Consider the following 17,477-nt stretch of genomic DNA (forward strand, 5'->3'; position numbering starts at 1 on the left):
GTGGGACCAAGCGGCAAGGAGCGACGACGGTGCCCGGCTGGTATTCCGCTGAGCGGCCCAGCCAACCGGCTCAGGTGCCGGCCACCTCCAGGGTCCCGCAAGAACTGTGACTACAGATACGGACCACCTCCTTTCTCTGGTGAACCGACTGTAGCAACGGCCCGGACGGAACCTCAACGGTTGACCCGCTCAGGCCTCCTCAGCGGGCGCGTCGCCACCCGCCGGTTCGGATCCGGGCTCCGTGCCCATCGCCGCGTCGATGCCCTCGATCGGCTCGAGCGCCCCGTCCTCCTGGGCGCCGTTGCCCTCGACCACGAGCGCGACGGCCGAGACGCGGTCGTCGTCCTTGGGGTTCATCACGCGCACGCCGGTCGCCGCCCGGCCCTGCTGGGAGATGCCCTTGACGCCGGTGCGCTGCACCATGCCGCCCTCGGAGATGAAGACGAGCTCCTGGTGCGGGCGCACGACGAGCGCGCCGGCGAGGCCGCCCTTCGCGTCGGTGAGGCCGATCGTCTTGACGCCCTTGGCGCCGCGGGAGGTCTTGCGGTACTGGTCGATCTTCGTGCGCTTGCCGTAGCCGTTCTCGGTCACGACGAGCAGCTCCATGTCGTCGCGTGCGACGTCCATGGCGATGACCTCCTCGGCGTCCATGCCGCGCACGCCGGCGGTGTCGCGGCCCATGGCGCGCGCGTCGGACTCCGAGAAGCGCACGGTCAGGCCCGCGCGGGAGACCATGATGATCTCGTCGCCGGGGTCGACCGGGCGGACCGCGACGAGCTCGTCCTCGTCCCGGATCTTGATCGCGATGATCCCGTCGGCCTTGATCGGCGTGTTGTAGGCGAGGAACTCGGTCTTCTTGATCACGCCCGCACGGGTCGCGAACACCAGGAACTGCGTCTCCTTGAAGTCGCGCGTGGAGACGACCGACTGGATCCGCTCGCCCTCGCGCAGCGGCAGGACGTTGACGAGCGCACGACCCTTGGAGGTGCGCTGCGCCTCGGGCAGCTCGTAGACCTTCGACCGGTAGACCTTGCCGCGGTTGGAGAAGAACAGCAGGTAGTCGTGGGACGAGCAGACGAAGAGGTGCTCGATGAAGTCCCCGTCCTTCATGTCCATCCCGGTGACGCCGCGGCCGCCGCGCTGCTGGGCGCGGTAGGTCGCCAGCGGCAGCGACTTGATGTAGCCGCTCTTCGTCAGCGTGATGACCATCTGCTGGTCGGGGATGAGGTCCTCGATGTCGAGGTCGTCCTCGCTCGGGGAGATCTGGGTGCGGCGGTCGTCACCGAAGCGGTCGAGGATCTCGGCGAGCTCCTCCTTGATGAGGTCGAGCACCTTCTGCTCGTCGCCGAGGATCTCGCGCAGCTCACGCACGCGCTCGGTCTTGTCGGCGTGCTCCTGCACGATCGCGTCGGTCTCGAGCGCGGTCAGCTGCGAGAGGCGCAGGTCGAGGATCGCGGTCGCCTGGATGACCGACAGGTTGAAGCGGCCGACGAGCTCGGTGCGCGCCTCCTCGCGGTTCTTGGACCGGCGGATCAGCTCGATCACCGCGTCGAGGTTGTCGAGGGCGATGAGCAGGCCCTCGAGGACGTGGATGCGGGCCTCGAGCTGGGCCAGCTCGAACTTGCAGCGGCGGACGATGACGTCGCGCTGGTGCTCGACGTAGTGGCGGATGACCTCGCGCAGCGACAGCGTCTTGGGCACGCCGTCGACGAGCGCGACGGTGTTGACGCCGAACGTCGACTGCATCGCGGTGTGCTTGTAGAGCTTGTTCAGCGCGACCTTCGGGAGCACGTCGCGCTTGAGCTCGATGACGAGCCGCATGCCACGGCGGTCGGTCTCGTCGCGGATGTCGGAGATCTCCGAGAGCTTCTTCTCGTGCACGAGCTCGGCGATCTTCGTGATCAGGCCGCCCTCGCCGCCCTTCTTCACCGTGAACGGCAGCTCGGTGACGATCAGCGCCTCCTTGCCGCGACCGATGTCCTCGGTGTTCACGCGCGCGCGGACGCGCACGCGACCGCGACCGGTCTCGTACGCGTCGCGGATGCCCTGCAGGCCCATGATGATCCCGCCGGTCGGGAAGTCGGGGCCCTTGACGTGCTCCATCAGCCCGTCGACGGTGATGTCCGGATCGTCGATGAACGCCATCGTCGCCCGGATGACCTCGCCGAGGTTGTGCGGCGGGATGTTCGTCGCCATCCCGACCGCGATGCCGGAGGAGCCGTTGACGAGCAGGTTCGGGAACCGCGACGGCAGGACGGTCGGCTCCTGGGTGCGCCCGTCGTAGTTGGGCACGAAGTCGACCGTGTCCATGTCGATGTCGCGCAGCATCTCGACGGCGAGACGCGTCATCCGCGCCTCCGTGTACCGCATGGCGGCCGCCGGGTCGTCGTCGATCGAGCCGAAGTTGCCCTGGCCGTCGACGAGCGGGTAGCGCAGCGAGAAGTCCTGCGCCATGCGCACGAGCGTGTCGTAGATCGACGAGTCGCCGTGCGGGTGGTAGTTGCCCATGACCTCGCCGACGATGCGGGCGCACTTCGCGTAGCCGCGCGTCGGTCCGAGGCCCAGCTCGGACATGCCGAACAGCACGCGCCGGTGGACGGGCTTGAGCCCGTCGCGCACGTCGGGCAGGGCGCGCCCGACGATGACGGACATCGCGTAGTCGAGGTACGCGCTCTTCATCTCCTCCTCGAGCGCGCGGGGCTCGATGTTCCCGCCGTCCAGCACGTCAATCGCCATGGGGCGTCACCTTCCGTCCTTCGTGGTCAGTCATGTCCTGCGGTGGGCGCGTCGCGCGAGCGTCAGACGTCGACGGTCGCGGCGAGCGCGTTCTCCTCGATGAACGCCTTGCGGTGCTCGACCGCGTCGCCCATCAGCTGGGAGAAGATGAGGTCGGCCGCGGCCGCGTCCTCGATCGAGACCTGCGCGAGCGTGCGGGTCGTCGGGTCCATCGTGGTCGTGCGCAGCTGCTCGGCGTTCATCTCGCCCAGGCCCTTGAAGCGGCTGAGCGACACGCCGCGCTGCGCGACGGACAGCACCGCGGTGCGCAGCCCCTCGAACGTCGTGGCCTCCTCGCTGCGGTCGCCGAGCGTCACGGTGAACGTCGGCAGGCCGACGAGCTCGACGATCTGGCCGTGCAGCTTCACGAAGCTGCGGTACTCCGGCGAGTCGAACAGCGAGCGGCGGACGCGGTGCGTCTGCGCGAGGCCGGTCTTCTTCTCGATCCCGCGGACGGTCAGCACGTCGCCGTCCTGGTCGACGAGCTCGACCGACACCGCGTCGGCGTCGGTCGCCCCGTCGGCGAAGTGCGCGACCGCGGCGTCGGCGCTCGCGATCTGCGCGCCGAGGACGCCGGCCTCCTCGAGGAACCCGACGAGCGCGGCGCCGTGCGCGGCGCGCAGCGTCGAGGCCCAGCCCTCGAACTGCTTGAGCATCCGCGTGTAGCGCTGCCACCGCGCCTCGGTGACCTTGAACGCGTTGCCCTCGCGGTCGACGATCTGGAGCTTCTCGAACTTGTCGGAGAGGAGGACCTCCTCCAGCTCGGACTCCTTCTCGATGTAGCGCTCGTTGGAGCCCTGCTTGAGCTTGTACAGCGGCGGCTTGGCGATGTAGACGTAGCCGGCCTCGATGAGCTGCGGCATCTCGCGGAACAGCAGCGTCAGGACGAGCGTGCGGATGTGCGCGCCGTCGACGTCGGCGTCCGTCATGAGGATGATCTTGTGGTACCGCGCGCCCTCGATGTTGAACTCGTCGCGCACGCCGGTGCCGATCGCGGTGATCAGCGCCTGGATCTCGTTGTTCTTGAGGACCTTGTCGATCCGCGCCTTCTCGACGTTGAGGATCTTGCCGCGCAGCGGCAGCACCGCCTGCGTGTTGCGGTCCCGGCCCTGCTTGGCGGAGCCGCCCGCGGAGTCGCCCTCGACCACGAAGATCTCGCTCAGCGAGGGGTCGCGCACCGAGCAGTCCGCGAGCTTGCCGGGCAGCTTGGAGTTCTCCAGCGCGCTCTTGCGGCGCGTCAGGTCGCGGGCCTTGCGCGCCGCGTCACGGGCCTGGGCGGCCTGGATCGCCTTCTTGATGACGCTGGTGCCGACGCGCGGGTTCTCCTCGAAGAACTCCGCGAGCTTCGCGTTGACGACCGACGCGACGAACCCCTCCATGCCGGGGTTGCCGAGCTTCGTCTTCGTCTGCCCCTCGAACTGCGGGTCGCCGAGCTTCACCGAGATGACGGCGGTGAGCCCCTCGCGGACGTCCTCGCCGCTGAGGTTGACGTCCTTCTCCTTCAGCAGGCCCTTCTCGCGCGCGTAGCGGTTCAGCGTGCGCGTGAGCGCCGAGCGGAAGCCCGACATGTGCGAGCCGCCCTCGTGCGTGTTGATGTTGTTCGCGAAGCTGAACACCGACTCCTGGTAGGAGGTGTTCCACTGCATCGCGATCTCGACGTAGCCCTCCTCGGACTCCCCGTCGAAGAAGACGACCTTGTCGTGGGCCGCCTCCTTGGAGGAGTTGAGGTAGCTGACGAAGTCCTCGATGCCGCCCTCGTAGTGGAAATCGGCCTTGTGGCCCTCGCCGCGCTCGTCGGTGATCGTGATGCGCAGGCCGCGCGTCAGGAACGCGGTCTCGCGCAGCCGCTGCTCGAGCGTGTGGAAGTCGAACTCGGTCGTCTCGAAGATGTCGGGGTCCGGCGCGAACGTGATCGACGTGCCGTGCTCCTTCGTCGGCTCGCCCTTCTGCAGCTCCATCTGCTTGGCGCCGCGCGCGAACTCCTGGAACCACGTGTAGCCGTCGGTCTTGATCTCGACCTGCAGCAGCTCCGAGAGCGCGTTGACGACGGAGGAGCCGACGCCGTGCAGGCCGCCGGAGACCTTGTAGCCGCCGCCGTCGCCGAACTTGCCGCCGGCGTGCAGGACGGTCAGCACGACCTCGACGGCCGGCTTGTTCTCCTTCGGGTGCATGCCGACGGGGATGCCGCGGCCGTCGTCGGACACGGTCACCCGGTTGTCCGGGTGGATCGTCACGTCGACGCGCGTGGCGAAGCCCGCGAGCGCCTCGTCGACGGAGTTGTCGACGATCTCGTAGACGAGGTGGTGCAGGCCGCGGACGCCGGTCGAGCCGATGTACATGCCGGGCCGCTTGCGCACCGCCTCGAGCCCCTCGAGGACGGTGATGTCCGCCGCCCCGTAGGTCTCGGAGCCCTTCTGGCGCTCCTTGCGCGCGGCCTGCTCCTCGGCGCGCCGGGCGGCCGCCTCGGCCTCCTGCGCCCCGTCGCCTGCCTGCTCGCCCTGCACCTGCTCGTCCTCGTCAGCCATGCCGCTCCATCAGTACGCGAAAAACCCCGGTCACCGAGTCAGCCGACTCCGGGCCGGGGTGCGGGATCTGGTTGACGTAAGTCTACCACAGCAGCCCCACGCGGCCGGACCGTTCTCCGTCACGAAAGTGCTGCAAAACAGCACTTTCTCTCAGCGCTGCGGACGGCCGTCGCGCGCCCAGCGCACCGCGGGCGCCGCCTGGCAGCGCAGCGCGGTCACCAGCGGCTCGCCGAGGGCGGCGTTGAGCTGGTCCACCAGGGTCGGCGCGAGGAGGTCCAGCTCGGCCGCCCAGACGCTCGACCGGCACGTCACCGTGACCACCCCGCCCTGCGCCGCGGTCGGCTCCGCCTGCTCCGCGACGCCGGCGCCGACGGCCTGCGGCCAGACGCGCTGCACGTCGGCCAGCAGCGTCTGCGGGGCGAGCGCGTCCGCGAGCCGGGCGATCGACCCGGCCGCCGGGCGGGGCCCGCGCGCACGGTCGCGACGGCGCCGCAGCTCCGGGGCGGGGTCGCGCTCGGGGCCCGGGCCGCTCATGCCGCCTGCGCCTCCTGGAGGACGCCGTCCTCGGTCACCGCGATCCGCACGACGTCCGCCTCGCCGCCGCCGGGGACGTGCGCGAGGTCCGTCGTGGTGATGACGCTCTGGCCGGCGCGGCGCAGCCGCGCCACGAGCAGCCCGCGGCGGTCGGCGTCGAGCTCGCTCATGACGTCGTCGAGCACCATCAGCGGCGCGGCGCCCCGCACCTCCTCGAGCGCCTCGCGCTCGCACAGCAGCAGCGCCAGCAGGCCGAGCCGCTGCTCGCCCTGCGAGCCGTAGACCCGCAGCTCGCGGCCGTCCCGCAGGAGCGCGAGGTCGTCGCGGTGCGGCCCGTGCCCGGTGAAGCCGCGCTCCAGGTCGCCGTCGAGCCGCTCGGCGAGCTCCGCGGCGAACCCCTCGGGGCTATCGGCCTTCGTCCGCGGCCGGTAGCGCAGCTCCGGCGCGCCCGCGAGTCCCAGCTCGGCGGCGATCTGCACGAACCCGGGCTGCAGCAGCGCGACCGTCTCGGCCCGGTCGGCGCACAGCGCCAGCGCGTGCCGGCCCAGCTCGAGGTCCCAGGGCGCCATCGCCTCCCGACCGACGTACCCCGCGCGGACGCGGCCGAGCAGCGCGTTGCGCTGCGCGAGCGCCTGCTTGTAGGAGCGGCGCGTGGCGGTGCGCGACGGCCACAGGGCGCTGACGACCTGATCCAGGTGCGCGCGGCGCAGCGCCGGCGGGCCCTTGACGAGCTCGAGGCGGTCCGGCAGGAACACGCTGACCAGCGGCCGGGCCGGGTGGTCGACCAGGCGCTCCACGAGCGCGTCGTCGACGCGGATGCGCTTGGGCTCCCCCGGCTGGAAGCCGACGCTCAGCGCGTGCTCGTCGCCATGACGGTCGACGGTGTCGACCTCGACCCGTGCCGCGTCCGCGTCGAAGGCCACGCACTCGCGCTCGTTCGAGGTCCGGCAGGACCGCGCGGTACAGCCGAAGTACAGGCCCTCGACGAGGTTCGTCTTGCCGATCCCGTTGCGCCCGTGGACCACGGTGAGGCCCGGGCCCAGGCGCACCTCGACCCGCTCGTGCGTGCGGAAGCCCCGCAGCCGCAGGCGGGTCACGACCATCGCGGCTAGACGTTCAGCCGGATCGGCATGATCAGGTAGAGGAACCCGCTGCCGTCGCCGGCCTCGATCAGGCCCGGGCGCAGCGGGCTGATGAGCTTCAGCACCACGTCGCCGGACTCCACGCTCTCCAGGCCGTCGCGCAGGAAGTCCGGGTTGAAGCCGATCTCGAACGGCTCCCCGGTGAACGGGACCGGCAGCGGCTCGCTCGCCTCGCCGACGTCCGGGGTCTGCGCCGAGACGGTCAGCTCGCCCTCCTGGAAGGCCAGGCGCAGCGGCGCGTTCTTCTGCGCCATCAGGCTGATGCGCCGCACGACCCCGGCGAGCTCGTCGCCCGGCACGTGCAGCTCGTGCTCGTAGGTGTCGGGGAGCAGCTGGCGGTAGTTCGGGAACTGGCCGTCGATCAGCCGCGAGGACAGGACGGTCGCGCCGACCTCGAAGACCACCTGGTTCTCGCGCAGGCCGATCCGGATCTCCGAGGCGTCGCCGCCCTGGACGATCCGCTCGAGCTCCTGCAGCGCCCGCGCCGGCACGTTGGCCTCGAAGCCCTGCTCGATCGGCGCCTCGAGCTTCGTCTCCTTGACGCTCAGCCGGTAGGAGTCGGTCGCGACCATCCGCAGCTCGTCGCCGGAGGCCGAGACGAGGATGCCGGTGAGGATCGGGCGCGTCTCGTCGCGCGAGGCCGACCGGGCGACCTTGCCGATCGTCCCGACGAACGCGGCCGCGGGCATCGTCACGACCTGGTCGCCGGCGGCGTCGGCGCGCGTGGGCAGCGTCGGGAAGTCCTCGTTGCGCAGCGTGCGGATGTGGAAGCGCGCCGGACCGCAGACGATCTCCACGTCCTGCTCGGCCTGCCGCAGCTCGAGCGTCATCGGCCCGTCCGGCAGCTGGCGGGCCACGTCGAGCAGCAGCCGCGCCGGCAGCACGACGGTGCCGTCGCGCTCGACCGTGGCGATCAGCGGCACGCGGAGGGAGACCTCCATGTCGGTGGCGCGCAGTTCGACCGCGCCCTCGGCGGCGGCGAGCTGGACGCCGGACAGGGCCTGGACCGCGCTGCGGCTCGAGGCCACGCGCGTGACCGTCTGCAGCTGCGAGAGCAGCTCACGGCTGGTGGTGGACAGCTTCACGATGGAAACCTCGTATCACTGATAGGAGTCATCAGGCCTGTGGACGTGTGGAGAAGGCACCGAAATGGCCGCACGGTGCGGGGAACTCGCGCACACGTCGGCCCGCAGGGGCGTGCGAAGTCTGTCAGTCCTGCCGGTCGGCTCGGAGGCGACGGGTGAGGTCGTCGACCGTGGCGAGCGCGTCGGGGTCGGTCGCGAGGCGCTCGGCGGTCTTGCGGCACGCGTACATGACCGTCGTGTGGTTCTTGCCGCCGAAGGACCGGCCGATCGCCGGGAGGGTGGCGTCGGTGTGCTCGCGCGCGAGGTACATCGCGAGCTGCCGCGGCCAGGAGACGCGCGCCGAGCGGTCGCTGCCCAGCAGCTCCTCGCGCGTGATGCTGAAGGCGTCGCACACCAGGTCCTGGATCTGCTCCATGTCGATCCGCACGGTCTTGCGCGCCTGCGGGTAGAGCGTGTCGAGCACCCGGGTCGCGAGATCGGCGGTGATCGGCTCGCGCTCCAGCGACGCGAAGGCGACCACGCGGATCAGTGCGCCCTCGAGCGCCCGCACGTTCGTGGTGATGCGCTGCGCGATGACCTCGAGCGCGCCCTCGTCGGGCAGCGTCAGGCCGTCGTGGTGGGCGCGCTTGCGCAGCACGCCCATCCGCGTGGCGGGGTCGGGCGTGGTGATGTCGGCGACGAGACCGGCCTCGAACCGCTCGCGCAGCCGGTCGTGCAGGGCGTCGAGGTCGCGCGGGAGACGGTCGGAGGTCAGGACGAGCTGGCTGCCGGTGTCGTAGAGCGCGTTGAAGGTGTGGAAGAACTCCTCCTCGGTCTTCGCCTTCTGCTCGAGGAACTGGACGTCGTCGATGAGCAGGACGTCGTTGCGCCGGTAGGTCGCCTTGAAGCGGTCGATGTGCCCGCCGTGCAGCGCGCCGAGGAACTCGTTGGTGAACCGCTCGACGGTCGTGCAGCGGACGGTGAGCCCGGACCCGTAGCGCCGCACGTAGTTGCCGATCGCGTGCAGCAGGTGGGTCTTGCCGACGCCCGGGGGCCCGTAGAGGAAGAGCGGGTTGTACGCCTGGCCGGGCAGCTCGGCGACCGAGAGGGCCGCGGCGTGCGCGAAGCGGTTGGCGTCGCCGATGACGAACTGCTCGAAGGTGAGCTTCGGGTTCAGGGGGTCGGGCTGGGGCTCGTGCGGGACCACGGCGCGGGTGCCGTCGGTGCGCTCGGCGCGCCGACGGTCCCGATCGGCGCCGGCGTCGGTGCCGCGACCGCGGCCCGCCGGCTGCTTCCCGCGCGCGGGCGTGGAGGACTGCACCTCGACGGTGACCTCCGGGCCGAGCAGCGCGGCGGCGGTCGTGTCGAGCAGCCGCCCGAACCGCTGGGCGACGAGCGAGCGGATGCCGGCGGGGGCCTCCAGGGCGAGCAGCTCGCCGTCGAACCCGACGGGCTGCAGCGGCGTGATCCAGATCTCGTACGTGCTGTCCGGGACGGCCTGGCGCAAGGCGGCCTGCAGGCGGTTCCAGATGTCGTCGAGGTCGTGGGTCACGGCAGGGTCCGGCGGCACCGGGCGGAGCCCGGCAAGCGGTGGTGCGAGGTGCGGCGAGGACGGCCCTGCGGAGCGGCTGGATCAGGTGCTGCCGGGCCGGGCGGCGACCATACCAGAGGTCCTGGGAGCCGTCGGAGGCGCTCGCGTGCCGTCCGGGAGGGAGCCCGCAAAACGCGGCAGAATCGGATCTGCACACGGTGTGCACGTCCTGTTCACGGCCTGTGCGCAGGCCTACCGCACGGCTCGGACGGCGTGAGCGCGCTACACTGCCTCGCCCGTCGTCCAACCCCGGCGGGACTCTCACCATGAAGCGGACCTACCAGCCCAAGAAGCGCAAGCGCGCACGCACCCACGGCTTTCGCGAGCGTATGAGCACGAAGGCCGGTCGTTCGGTGCTCAAGCGCCGCCGCGACAAGGGCCGCAAGAAGCTCACCGTCTGATCGCGGTGGCGCAGACGCCGGGATCCGGCGGTCGGCGCTCCAAGCGCGGTCGCCTCTCGCGTTCCGCCGAGTTCGATCGGGTCTTTCGCAGCGGCCGCTCCCATGGCGGCCGCTATCTCGTGCTGTACACGTTCCCGCGCGGCGCCGATCCGGCCGCGGGCGAGGAGCTGCAGGCCGAGCCGCGCCTCGGGCTCTCGGTCTCCCGCAAGGTCGGCGGAGCCGTCGACCGGAACCTCGTCAAGCGCCTGCTGCGCGAGGCGTTCGTGACCGAGTCGCAGCGCCTCCCGGCGGGGGTCGACGTGGTCGTCGTCGCGAGGCCAGAGGCCCGGGAGCTCGCCGAGCGCGAGGGCCTGGCCGGCATGCGCCGCGAGCTCGGCGAGCTGGTCGGCAAGGCCGCCGGACCGGCGACGGACTGATGCGCGCGCGCCGGATCGCCACCGCGCCGATCCGGTTCTACCGTCGGGCCATCTCGCCCGCGCTCCCGCAGCGGTGCAAGTACGAGCCCAGCTGCTCCGCCTACGCCGCGCAGGCCATTCAGGACTACGGCATACTCCGCGGTCTCGTGCTCGGGGCGTGGCGCCTCCTGCGCTGCAACCCCTGGAGCCACGGCGGCTTCGACCCGGTGCACGCACAGCGCCTCTTCCGGCCGCGGGACCCCGGCCCGACCCAAACGAGCTAGCTGATCCCCATGACCTTCGTCCTGGCCAACATCTTCCAGCCGCTGATCGACGTGTTCGAACAGGTCCTCCTGTTCTTCCACGACACGATCGGCTTCGGCTGGGGGTTCTCGATCGTCTTCCTGACGATCGTCGTCCGAGCGCTGCTGCTGCCGCTCACCATCAAGCAGTTCAAGTCGATGCGGGCGCTGCAGGTGCTGGCGCCCGAGATCAAGAAGCTGCAGAACAAGTACAAGGACGACAAGCAGCGTCTGAACCAGGAGATGATGAAGTTCTACCAGGAGAACAAGGTCAATCCCTTCGGCTCCTGCCTCCCGGTCGTCGCCCAGCTGCCGGTCTTCCTCTCGCTCTTCTACATGCTGCAGAAGGACCTGCGGCAGGACATCTGCGGCCAGACCGCCAAGGCCTGTGGCGACCTCGCCACGGCCGCCTGGACGACCGGCACGCCCGGAGACGAGAAGTTCCTCTTCATCCCGGACATCACCGACAAGGCGACGGGTGGCGTGCTCATCGCGCTGATCGTCATGTACGTCGGCTCGCAGCTCGTCTCGAGCCTCCTGATGTCGGTGACCGCGGACCGCAACCAGCGCCTGATCATGATGGCGCTGCCGTTCGTGTTCGTGATCTTCATCCTGAACTTCCCGGCCGGCCTGATCGTCTACTGGATCACCACGAACGTCTGGACGATCGGCCAGCAGGCGATCGTGCGCCGCACGCTCGGACCGCCGCCGGACACCCGTGCCGCGATGGCCGAGGCGAACGCCGTCCAGCCCGTCGCGGCCGGCGGCACATCGGTTGCCGGCGCGGCCCCGCCGCCGCCGCCGCGCAAGAAGAAGAAGAAGACGGGACGCCGCAAGTGACCGACCGAACCCCGCCCGGCGCCGACGAGCAGGACGCACTGCTCGACCTGCTCGAGGAGGTCGCCGACGCACTCGACCTCGACGCGGAGATCGAGGTCGCCGTGGATGCCGACGGCGAGACGCTCGTGGGCACGCTCCATGGTGAGGACCTCGGGCTGTTCATCGGCCGTCACGGCCAGACGATCGATGCGGTGCAGCACCTCGCGGTCCGCACGCTGGCGGCGCTGAAGGACCAGCCCCGGCGCGTGGTCGTCGACGCGGAGGGCTACCGCGCCCGCCGCCAGGAGGCGCTGGAGCGCCAGGCCGACGAGGCCGCGGCCGAGGCGCTGGAACACGAGCGGCCGGTGGCCCTGGACCCGATGACCGCGAGCGAGCGCAAGCTCGTCCACAACTACCTCGCCGAGCGCGGGGACGTGGAGACCTACAGCGAGGGCCGCGAGCCCGAACGCCACCTCGTCGTGGCACCCGCCAAGAGCTGACGACCCGCGCACGCCCGCTGGAACCCGAACGCCCCGCCCGACCGCGGGGCGTTCGTCGTTCCGGGACCGTTCCACGTGAAACGTCCTCGCCCTCGCCGCGCCGCCCCGGGGAGGGCGGGTGGCTGCACCACGCGGGTTCGGTGGCGCTGCCCGCGTCGGGCGTTCCACGTGAAACGTCGAGCGCCGGGGGGTGGTGTTCCACGTGAAACATGGAGGCAGCCGCGAGCGTGCGGGAGGCCCTCGAGGGCGAGGTCCGGGCCGCCCGGGTGCCATGGCGCGTCGCGGGGTCGGCTCCGTGGAGCCCTCCGTGCCGGGAACGCCGGCGGTCCGGGCACGGCCGGCGCGGTCGCCGAGCACGTGGCGAGCCGACGGCAGGACGTTCCACGTGAAACGTCCCTACCGTCACGGGCGTGACCGTCGCGCTGCCCCGTCTCGAAGAGCTCGTCCTCGTCCACGACCTGCCTATCGCGGCAGCCGCCCGGCTCGACCTCCTGCTGGAGCGGTTCGCCACCGATCCCCAGGCGCCGACGACTGTCACGGCCCCGCGGGAGGGGGCCGACGTCCACGTTGCCGACAGCCTGGTGGCGCTGGAGGTGCCGGTGGTCCGGGAGGCCCGCCGCATCGCGGACCTCGGCGCCGGTGCCGGCGTCCCCGGGCTGGTGCTGGCCCTCGCGCTGCCGGAGGCGACCGTCGGCCTCGTCGAGAGCGTCGGGAAGAAGTGCGACTTCATGGCCCGGACCGCCGAGGCGATGGGTCTCACGAACGCCGCGCCCGTCGCCCGTCGGGCGGAGGACTGGCCGGACGGCATCGGGGTCCACGACCTCGTCACGGCGCGCGCGCTCGCGCCGCTCACCGCGCTCGTCGAGTACGCCGCGCCGCTGCTCCAGGAGGGAGGGCACCTGTGTGCCTGGAAGGGGCAGCGCGATCCCGCCGAGGAGGCGGACGGCGCGGCCGCCGCCGAGGCGACCGGGATGGCGCTCGTGGAGGTCCGGGCGGTCCGGCCGTGGCCGGGGGTCGAGGCCCGTCATCTCCACGTGTTCTGCAAGATCTCGCCCACGCCGCCGCGATTCCCGCGGCGCCCCGGCATGGCGCGCAAGCGGCCGATCGTGGCGACTTCCTGACCTCTTCGTGCCGATTCGCCGCGCCGGAGGTCGCTACGAGCGGGTTTTCCGGCCCGGCCCGACCCCGCGGACGGCTACCGTGGAGGGTCGCATGGGCACCGTGTACGCGATCGCCAACCAGAAGGGCGGGGTGGGCAAGACCACCACCGCCGTCAACGTCTCGGCCTGCATCGCCGAGGCCGGCTACGAGACGCTCCTCGTCGACATCGACCCGCAGGCCAACGCGACGGTCGGGCTGGGGGTCGCCAAGGACCTCGAGCCGAACGTCTACGACGTCCTCGCCGGCGACGCGCCGGCGCACGAGGCGATCGTGCCGTCCGCGATCGAGCGGCTGCACGTCCTGCCGGCGAGCCCGGACCTCGCCGGGGCCACGATGGAGCTGCCGCGCCAGGCCGGCTCCGAGGGCAACCTGCGCGACGCGCTCGCCCCGATCAAGGACCGCTTCGCCTACATCGTCCTGGACTGCCCGCCGTCGCTGGGCCCCCTGACCGTCAACGCGTTGGTCGCCGCCGACCGGGTGATCGTCCCGGTCCAGACCGAGTACTACGCGCTGGAGGGCCTGGCGGGCCTGCTCGAGACGCTGCAGCTCGTCCAGCAGCAGCTCAACCCGCGCCTGACCATCGCCGGGATGCTGCTGACGATGCACGACGGCCGCACGCGCCTCTCGCGCGACGTCGAGGAGGACGTGCGCAAGCACTTCCCCGACCTCGTCTTCGACACCGTCATCCCGCGCAACGTGCGCATCAGCGAGTCGCCGAGCCACGGGGTCCCGGTCACCCACTACGACCCGCACTGCGTCGGGGCGGACGCGTACTTCGAGCTCGCCAAGGAGGTCGCGGCCCGTGGCTGAGAAGCGCGGCATGGGCCGTGGGCTGTCGGCGATCCTCTCGGTCACGGCCGAGGACGTCGCCGGACCGGGCGGCGCGGCGGCCCCGGAGGGTGACGAGCTGCGCGAGCTGCCGGTCGGCGAGGTCCACCCGAACCCCAACCAGCCGCGCAAGCGGTTCGACGAGGAGGCGCTCCAGGCGCTGGCCGACTCGCTCGGGGAGCGCGGCGTGCTGCAGCCGGTGCTGGTCCGGCCCGCGCCCGGCGGCGCGAAGGGCTACGAGATCGTCGCCGGTGAGCGCCGCTGGCGGGCCGCGCAGATCGCGGGCCTCGCGGCGATCCCCGCGATCGTCCGCGAGCGCGACGACGCCACGACCCTCGAGGACGCGCTCATCGAGAACATGGCCCGGCAGGACCTCAACCCCGTCGAGGAGGCCCGCGCGGTCGCCGGTCTCGTCGAGGAGCTCGGGCTCACCCGGGAGGCCGTCGGCAAGCGCATCGGCCGCAGCCGCGTGGCCGTCTCCAACCTGCTGCGGCTGCTCGACCTTCCCGAGGAGGCGCTCGACCTGCTCGAGAGCGGTGCGCTGACCGAAGGCCACGGCCGCGCGCTGCTCATGGCCGAGGACCACGCCGACCGTCGCCGCCTCGCCCGGGCCGCCGCCGACCAGGGGTGGTCGGTCCGCGTGCTGGAGGAGCAGGCCCGTCAGGCCGGCACGGCAGGAGCGCGGAGCGCCACGCGCGGACGGGCGGCGATCCACCCCGACCAGGCCGCCGCCGCCGAGGACATCGCCGCGGCGCTGGGCGCCGCGCTCGGCGCCGACCTGAAGGTCAAGCCCCGCGGCACGGGCTATCGGGTCGAACTGACGTTCGACTCGCCCGACGAGGCGCTGGCGCTCGCGGAGCGCCTCGGCGTGTCGGTCGGCTGAGCGGCTCCGGCCGGTCGCCACGTCACGGCGCGGCTCGCTACACTGCGCGTCCCCGGGCGATTAGCTCAGTCGGTTAGAGCGCGTCTCTGATAAGGACGAGGTCGATGGTTCGAATCCATCATCGCCCACCTCGCAGCACTTGAAGGCCCCGCCCGCGCGGGGCTTTCGTCGTTCTCGGGGTGCCACTTCCCAACCGTGAGAAGTCCGTGAGGGAGGACTACTCCGCGGGCCCGGCGGGAAGTTCACTGCGCGTCACGACGCGGTTCCCGGCAGCGCACGCCAGACCGCCGCAGCACCTCCATCCTCCAGATCCCGAAAGGAGCGCCCGTGCGTCGGTCGCTGATCCCTGCCGTCCTGCTCACGTCCGTCACCCTCACCGGCGTGGCCGCCGGCTCCGCCCAGGCGGCCGACCTGCGCCTCCCGTTCGCCTGCGGCGCCCAGTTCACCGGCAAGACCTACTCCGGGCACAGCCCGCAGAACGCCATCGACTACAACGGTCTCGGCGGCGGCGACTCCGACCTCGGCATGAAGATCGTCGCCGCGGGCTCGGGCACGGTCACGAAGTCGCTCTACTACTCCAAGGCCTCCAACGTCGGCTACGGCAACGCGATCGAGATCCGTCACGGCGACGGGACCCGCACCTTCTACGCGCACCTGCGCGACCGCAAGGTCAAGGTCGGCGACAAGGTCTCGCGCGGCCAGCTCATCGGGCACCTCGGCAACTCGAGCGCCAAGTACAACCTGCTCGCCCACCTCCACTACGAGCAGCGCTCCTCCTCCGGCGCCGTCGTCAAGGCGCAGTTCAACGGCAGGACCGCTCCTGAGTACGCCCGCTTCGGCTCCGCGGTGAGCCACAAGAGCGACAACTGCCCGAAGTCCACCCCGGGGCCCTCCACGCCGACCCCGACCCCGACGCCCAACCCGACGCCCGCCCCGCCGAGCGGGGGCGGCATCGGCGTCGCGCTCCCGTCGATCAGCACGCGCTTCCGCGCGACCGTCCGCACCGACAACGGCCTGCCCGTCTCGGCGCGCAAGGACGCGCGCACCAGCGCGGCGGTCGTCCGCAAGTTCAAGAACGGTGACGCGGTGCGCATCGTCTGCCAGAAGCGCGGCCAGACGGTGACCGGCAAGTACGGCACCTCGAACCTGTGGGACCTCGTCGACCTCGGCGGCGGCCGCGGCGCGTACATCACCGACACCTACGTCTACACCGGGCGCGACGGGCGCGTCGCCCCCGCGTGCCCGTGAGCACCGTGCGCCGCACCGCGCTCCTCCTCACCGCGGCCACCGCGACCCTCGGGGTCGCGGTGCCCACCGCGGCCCAGGCCTCCCGTCCGCCCGCCGACGGGGGAGGCGCCGTCACCGGCGTCACCAAGACCAACCCGCCCAACCGGCTGCTCGTCCGCAAGCAGCCGGGCCGGGGCGCGGTCATCGCACGCCTCGCGCCCGAGACCCGGGTCGCGATCCGCTGCCAGACCAGCGGTCCGGCCGTGAACGGGCGCTTCGGCCGCTCCCGCGTCTGGGACCAGATCGCGACCGCCAAGGGCATCGGCTACGTCTCCGACTCCTACGTGTTCACGGGCAGCGACGACCTCGTCGCCCCCGTGTGCGGCCGGAAGGTCTCGGCCGGCGCGACGAAGCCCGGACGCATCGCGACCGAGCGGCTGCCCCTGATCGTCCGCCGGGCCCCGAACCTGTCGGCCGGCGAGGTCACGCGCCTGGCGCCCGGCACGCGCGTGCGGATCAGCTGCCAGACCACGGGCCCGGCCGTCGCCGGCACGCTCGGCACCTCGACGCTGTGGAACCGCATCACGTCGCCGACCACGGGCTTCGTCCCGGACAGCTACGTGGCGACCGGCAGCGATGGGCGCGTCGCGCCCCCGTGTCGCGCCGCGGCCCCGCCGAGCACGCCCGCGCAGCCGCCCGAGGACCAGGCGCCGTCGCCCGGCGGCGGACCGAAGCCCGGACAGGCCGAGGAGGGCCGGTGCACGTCCGACGTGCCGTTCCCGCTCGAGCGCGCCCCCGCCAACCGCGGGCAGTTCATCGACTGGTACGGCGACGACGCGTCGCGCAGCGACCGGCGGACCCAGGTGCCCGCCGCGGTCACGCTCGGGCAGGGCATCCTCGAGTCCGGGGACGGCCAGCACACCGCCGGGGCCAACAACTACTTCGGCATCAAGGCGGCGTCCAAGGGCGGCGACCGCTACCGCTGGGGTGACGAGGCCGTCGGCTGCGTGTTCCGCAAGACCCGCGAGGTCGTCGACGGCCAGGACGTCTACGTGGTCGCCGCGTTCCGCCTGTACCGCTCGGCGACGGACTCGTTCGTCGACCACGCGGAGTTCCTGTCGGAGAGCAGCCGCTACCGGCCCGCGTTCGGCGCCAAGGACGACTCGCGCGAGTTCGTCCGGCGGATCCAGAAGGCCGGATACGCCACCGACCCGAAGTACAGCACCCTGGTCATCGGCCTGATGGACCAGAACAACCTGTACCGGTTCGACGTGCGCTGAGGTCCGCGCGCTTCCCGGGGCGGCGATTGTGGTGCGCCGCCCCGGGTAGC

General features: G+C 71.8%; 16 protein-coding genes and 1 tRNA gene. 11 read left to right on the plus strand and 6 right to left on the minus strand.

Annotated elements, in window-relative coordinates; all coding sequences use genetic code 11:
• Positions 1–189: 189 nt before the first annotated feature.
• The 6 genes from gyrA to dnaA form a co-directional block, all read right to left on the minus strand.
• A complete protein-coding gene (gene gyrA / locus GKE82_RS14880) occupies positions 190–2,736 on the minus strand; it encodes a DNA gyrase subunit A (RefSeq protein WP_154733835.1) in 2,547 nt (848 codons plus the stop codon).
• A gap of 62 nt (positions 2,737–2,798) precedes the next feature.
• Positions 2,799–5,300 (minus strand): DNA topoisomerase (ATP-hydrolyzing) subunit B, encoded by a 2,502-nt coding sequence (gyrB, locus tag GKE82_RS14885; RefSeq protein ID WP_154733836.1) that lies wholly within the window; start codon positions 5,298–5,300, stop codon positions 2,799–2,801.
• Between the two features lie 150 nt (positions 5,301–5,450).
• Positions 5,451–5,834 carry a DciA family protein gene (locus GKE82_RS14890; protein ID WP_107567660.1) on the minus strand — a complete coding sequence of 128 codons (384 nt, stop codon included), beginning with the start codon at positions 5,832–5,834 and terminating at the stop codon, positions 5,451–5,453.
• Positions 5,831–6,937 carry a DNA replication/repair protein RecF gene (recF, locus tag GKE82_RS14895; RefSeq protein ID WP_154733837.1) on the minus strand — a complete coding sequence of 369 codons (1,107 nt, stop codon included), beginning with the start codon at positions 6,935–6,937 and terminating at the stop codon, positions 5,831–5,833. The genes GKE82_RS14890 and recF overlap by 4 nt, the downstream gene beginning before the upstream one ends.
• Positions 6,938–6,942: 5 nt before the next feature.
• Positions 6,943–8,061: a DNA polymerase III subunit beta gene (dnaN, locus tag GKE82_RS14900; RefSeq protein ID WP_309233615.1), complete on the minus strand. Its 1,119-nt coding sequence runs from the start codon at positions 8,059–8,061 to the stop codon at positions 6,943–6,945.
• A 124-nt stretch (positions 8,062–8,185) separates the two neighbouring features.
• The gene (gene dnaA, locus GKE82_RS14905) at positions 8,186–9,592 is read right to left on the minus strand and encodes a chromosomal replication initiator protein DnaA (RefSeq protein WP_154733838.1); all 1,407 of its coding nucleotides are present in this window, start codon (positions 9,590–9,592) and stop codon (positions 8,186–8,188) included.
• Positions 9,593–9,897: 305 nt separating this feature from the next.
• Between dnaA and rpmH the strand changes: the two genes are divergently transcribed.
• The 11 genes from rpmH (at position 9,898) to GKE82_RS30840 (ending at position 17,427) form a co-directional block, all read left to right on the plus strand.
• The gene (gene rpmH, locus GKE82_RS14910) at positions 9,898–10,032 is read left to right on the plus strand and encodes a 50S ribosomal protein L34 (protein WP_107567664.1); all 135 of its coding nucleotides are present in this window, start codon (positions 9,898–9,900) and stop codon (positions 10,030–10,032) included.
• Positions 10,033–10,037: 5 nt separating this feature from the next.
• The gene (gene rnpA / locus GKE82_RS14915; RefSeq protein ID WP_107567665.1) at positions 10,038–10,448 is read left to right on the plus strand and encodes a ribonuclease P protein component; all 411 of its coding nucleotides are present in this window, start codon (positions 10,038–10,040) and stop codon (positions 10,446–10,448) included.
• Positions 10,448–10,711 carry a membrane protein insertion efficiency factor YidD gene (gene yidD, locus GKE82_RS14920; RefSeq protein ID WP_107567666.1) on the plus strand — a complete coding sequence of 88 codons (264 nt, stop codon included), beginning with the start codon at positions 10,448–10,450 and terminating at the stop codon, positions 10,709–10,711. Before rnpA ends, yidD begins: the two co-directional genes overlap by 1 nt.
• A 9-nt stretch (positions 10,712–10,720) precedes the next feature.
• The gene (locus tag GKE82_RS14925) at positions 10,721–11,569 is read left to right on the plus strand and encodes a YidC/Oxa1 family membrane protein insertase (RefSeq protein WP_154733840.1); all 849 of its coding nucleotides are present in this window, start codon (positions 10,721–10,723) and stop codon (positions 11,567–11,569) included.
• Entirely contained in the window at positions 11,566–12,048 is a 483-nt protein-coding gene (locus GKE82_RS14930) for a R3H domain-containing nucleic acid-binding protein (RefSeq protein ID WP_154733841.1), read from the plus strand. The genes GKE82_RS14925 and GKE82_RS14930 overlap by 4 nt, the downstream gene beginning before the upstream one ends.
• Positions 12,049–12,458: 410 nt before the next feature.
• Positions 12,459–13,169, plus strand: coding sequence for a 16S rRNA (guanine(527)-N(7))-methyltransferase RsmG (gene rsmG, locus GKE82_RS14935; RefSeq protein WP_154733842.1), 711 nt, complete (start codon positions 12,459–12,461; stop codon positions 13,167–13,169).
• Between the two features lie 91 nt (positions 13,170–13,260).
• Positions 13,261–14,019 carry a ParA family protein gene (locus GKE82_RS14940; RefSeq protein WP_107567670.1) on the plus strand — a complete coding sequence of 253 codons (759 nt, stop codon included), beginning with the start codon at positions 13,261–13,263 and terminating at the stop codon, positions 14,017–14,019.
• Complete coding sequence (locus GKE82_RS14945) at positions 14,012–14,920, plus strand: ParB/RepB/Spo0J family partition protein (protein ID WP_309233616.1); 909 nt, start codon at positions 14,012–14,014, stop codon at positions 14,918–14,920. Before GKE82_RS14940 ends, GKE82_RS14945 begins: the two co-directional genes overlap by 8 nt.
• A 54-nt stretch (positions 14,921–14,974) precedes the next feature.
• A tRNA-Ile gene (locus GKE82_RS14950) sits at positions 14,975–15,048 on the plus strand.
• A gap of 199 nt (positions 15,049–15,247) precedes the next feature.
• Positions 15,248–16,168 carry a peptidoglycan DD-metalloendopeptidase family protein gene (locus GKE82_RS14955; RefSeq protein WP_154733843.1) on the plus strand — a complete coding sequence of 307 codons (921 nt, stop codon included), beginning with the start codon at positions 15,248–15,250 and terminating at the stop codon, positions 16,166–16,168.
• Positions 16,159–17,427, plus strand: a complete 1,269-nt coding sequence (locus GKE82_RS30840; RefSeq protein WP_154733844.1) for a glucosaminidase domain-containing protein — start codon at positions 16,159–16,161, stop codon at positions 17,425–17,427. The genes GKE82_RS14955 and GKE82_RS30840 overlap by 10 nt, the downstream gene beginning before the upstream one ends.
• Positions 17,428–17,477: the final 50 nt, after the last annotated feature.

This window comes from Conexibacter sp. W3-3-2 (assembly GCF_009707605.1).
Lineage (GTDB): Bacteria > Actinomycetota > Thermoleophilia > Solirubrobacterales > Solirubrobacteraceae > Paraconexibacter > Paraconexibacter algicola.

What these genes read in the sequence shown, in the direction of transcription:
- yidD (WP_107567666.1), top strand. Translation starts at nt 10,448, where the DNA reads ATGCGCGCGCGCCGGATCGCCACCGCGCCGATCCGGTTCTACCGTCGG.
- rpmH (WP_107567664.1), top strand. Translation starts at nt 9,898, where the DNA reads ATGAAGCGGACCTACCAGCCCAAGAAGCGCAAGCGCGCACGCACCCAC.
- recF (WP_154733837.1), bottom strand. Translation starts at nt 6,937, where the DNA reads ATGGTCGTGACCCGCCTGCGGCTGCGGGGCTTCCGCACGCACGAGCGG.
- gyrB (WP_154733836.1), bottom strand. Translation starts at nt 5,300, where the DNA reads ATGGCTGACGAGGACGAGCAGGTGCAGGGCGAGCAGGCAGGCGACGGG.
- GKE82_RS14940 (WP_107567670.1), top strand. Translation starts at nt 13,261, where the DNA reads ATGGGCACCGTGTACGCGATCGCCAACCAGAAGGGCGGGGTGGGCAAG.
- GKE82_RS14925 (WP_154733840.1), top strand. Translation starts at nt 10,721, where the DNA reads ATGACCTTCGTCCTGGCCAACATCTTCCAGCCGCTGATCGACGTGTTC.
- gyrA (WP_154733835.1), bottom strand. Translation starts at nt 2,736, where the DNA reads ATGGCGATTGACGTGCTGGACGGCGGGAACATCGAGCCCCGCGCGCTC.
- GKE82_RS14890 (WP_107567660.1), bottom strand. Translation starts at nt 5,834, where the DNA reads ATGAGCGGCCCGGGCCCCGAGCGCGACCCCGCCCCGGAGCTGCGGCGC.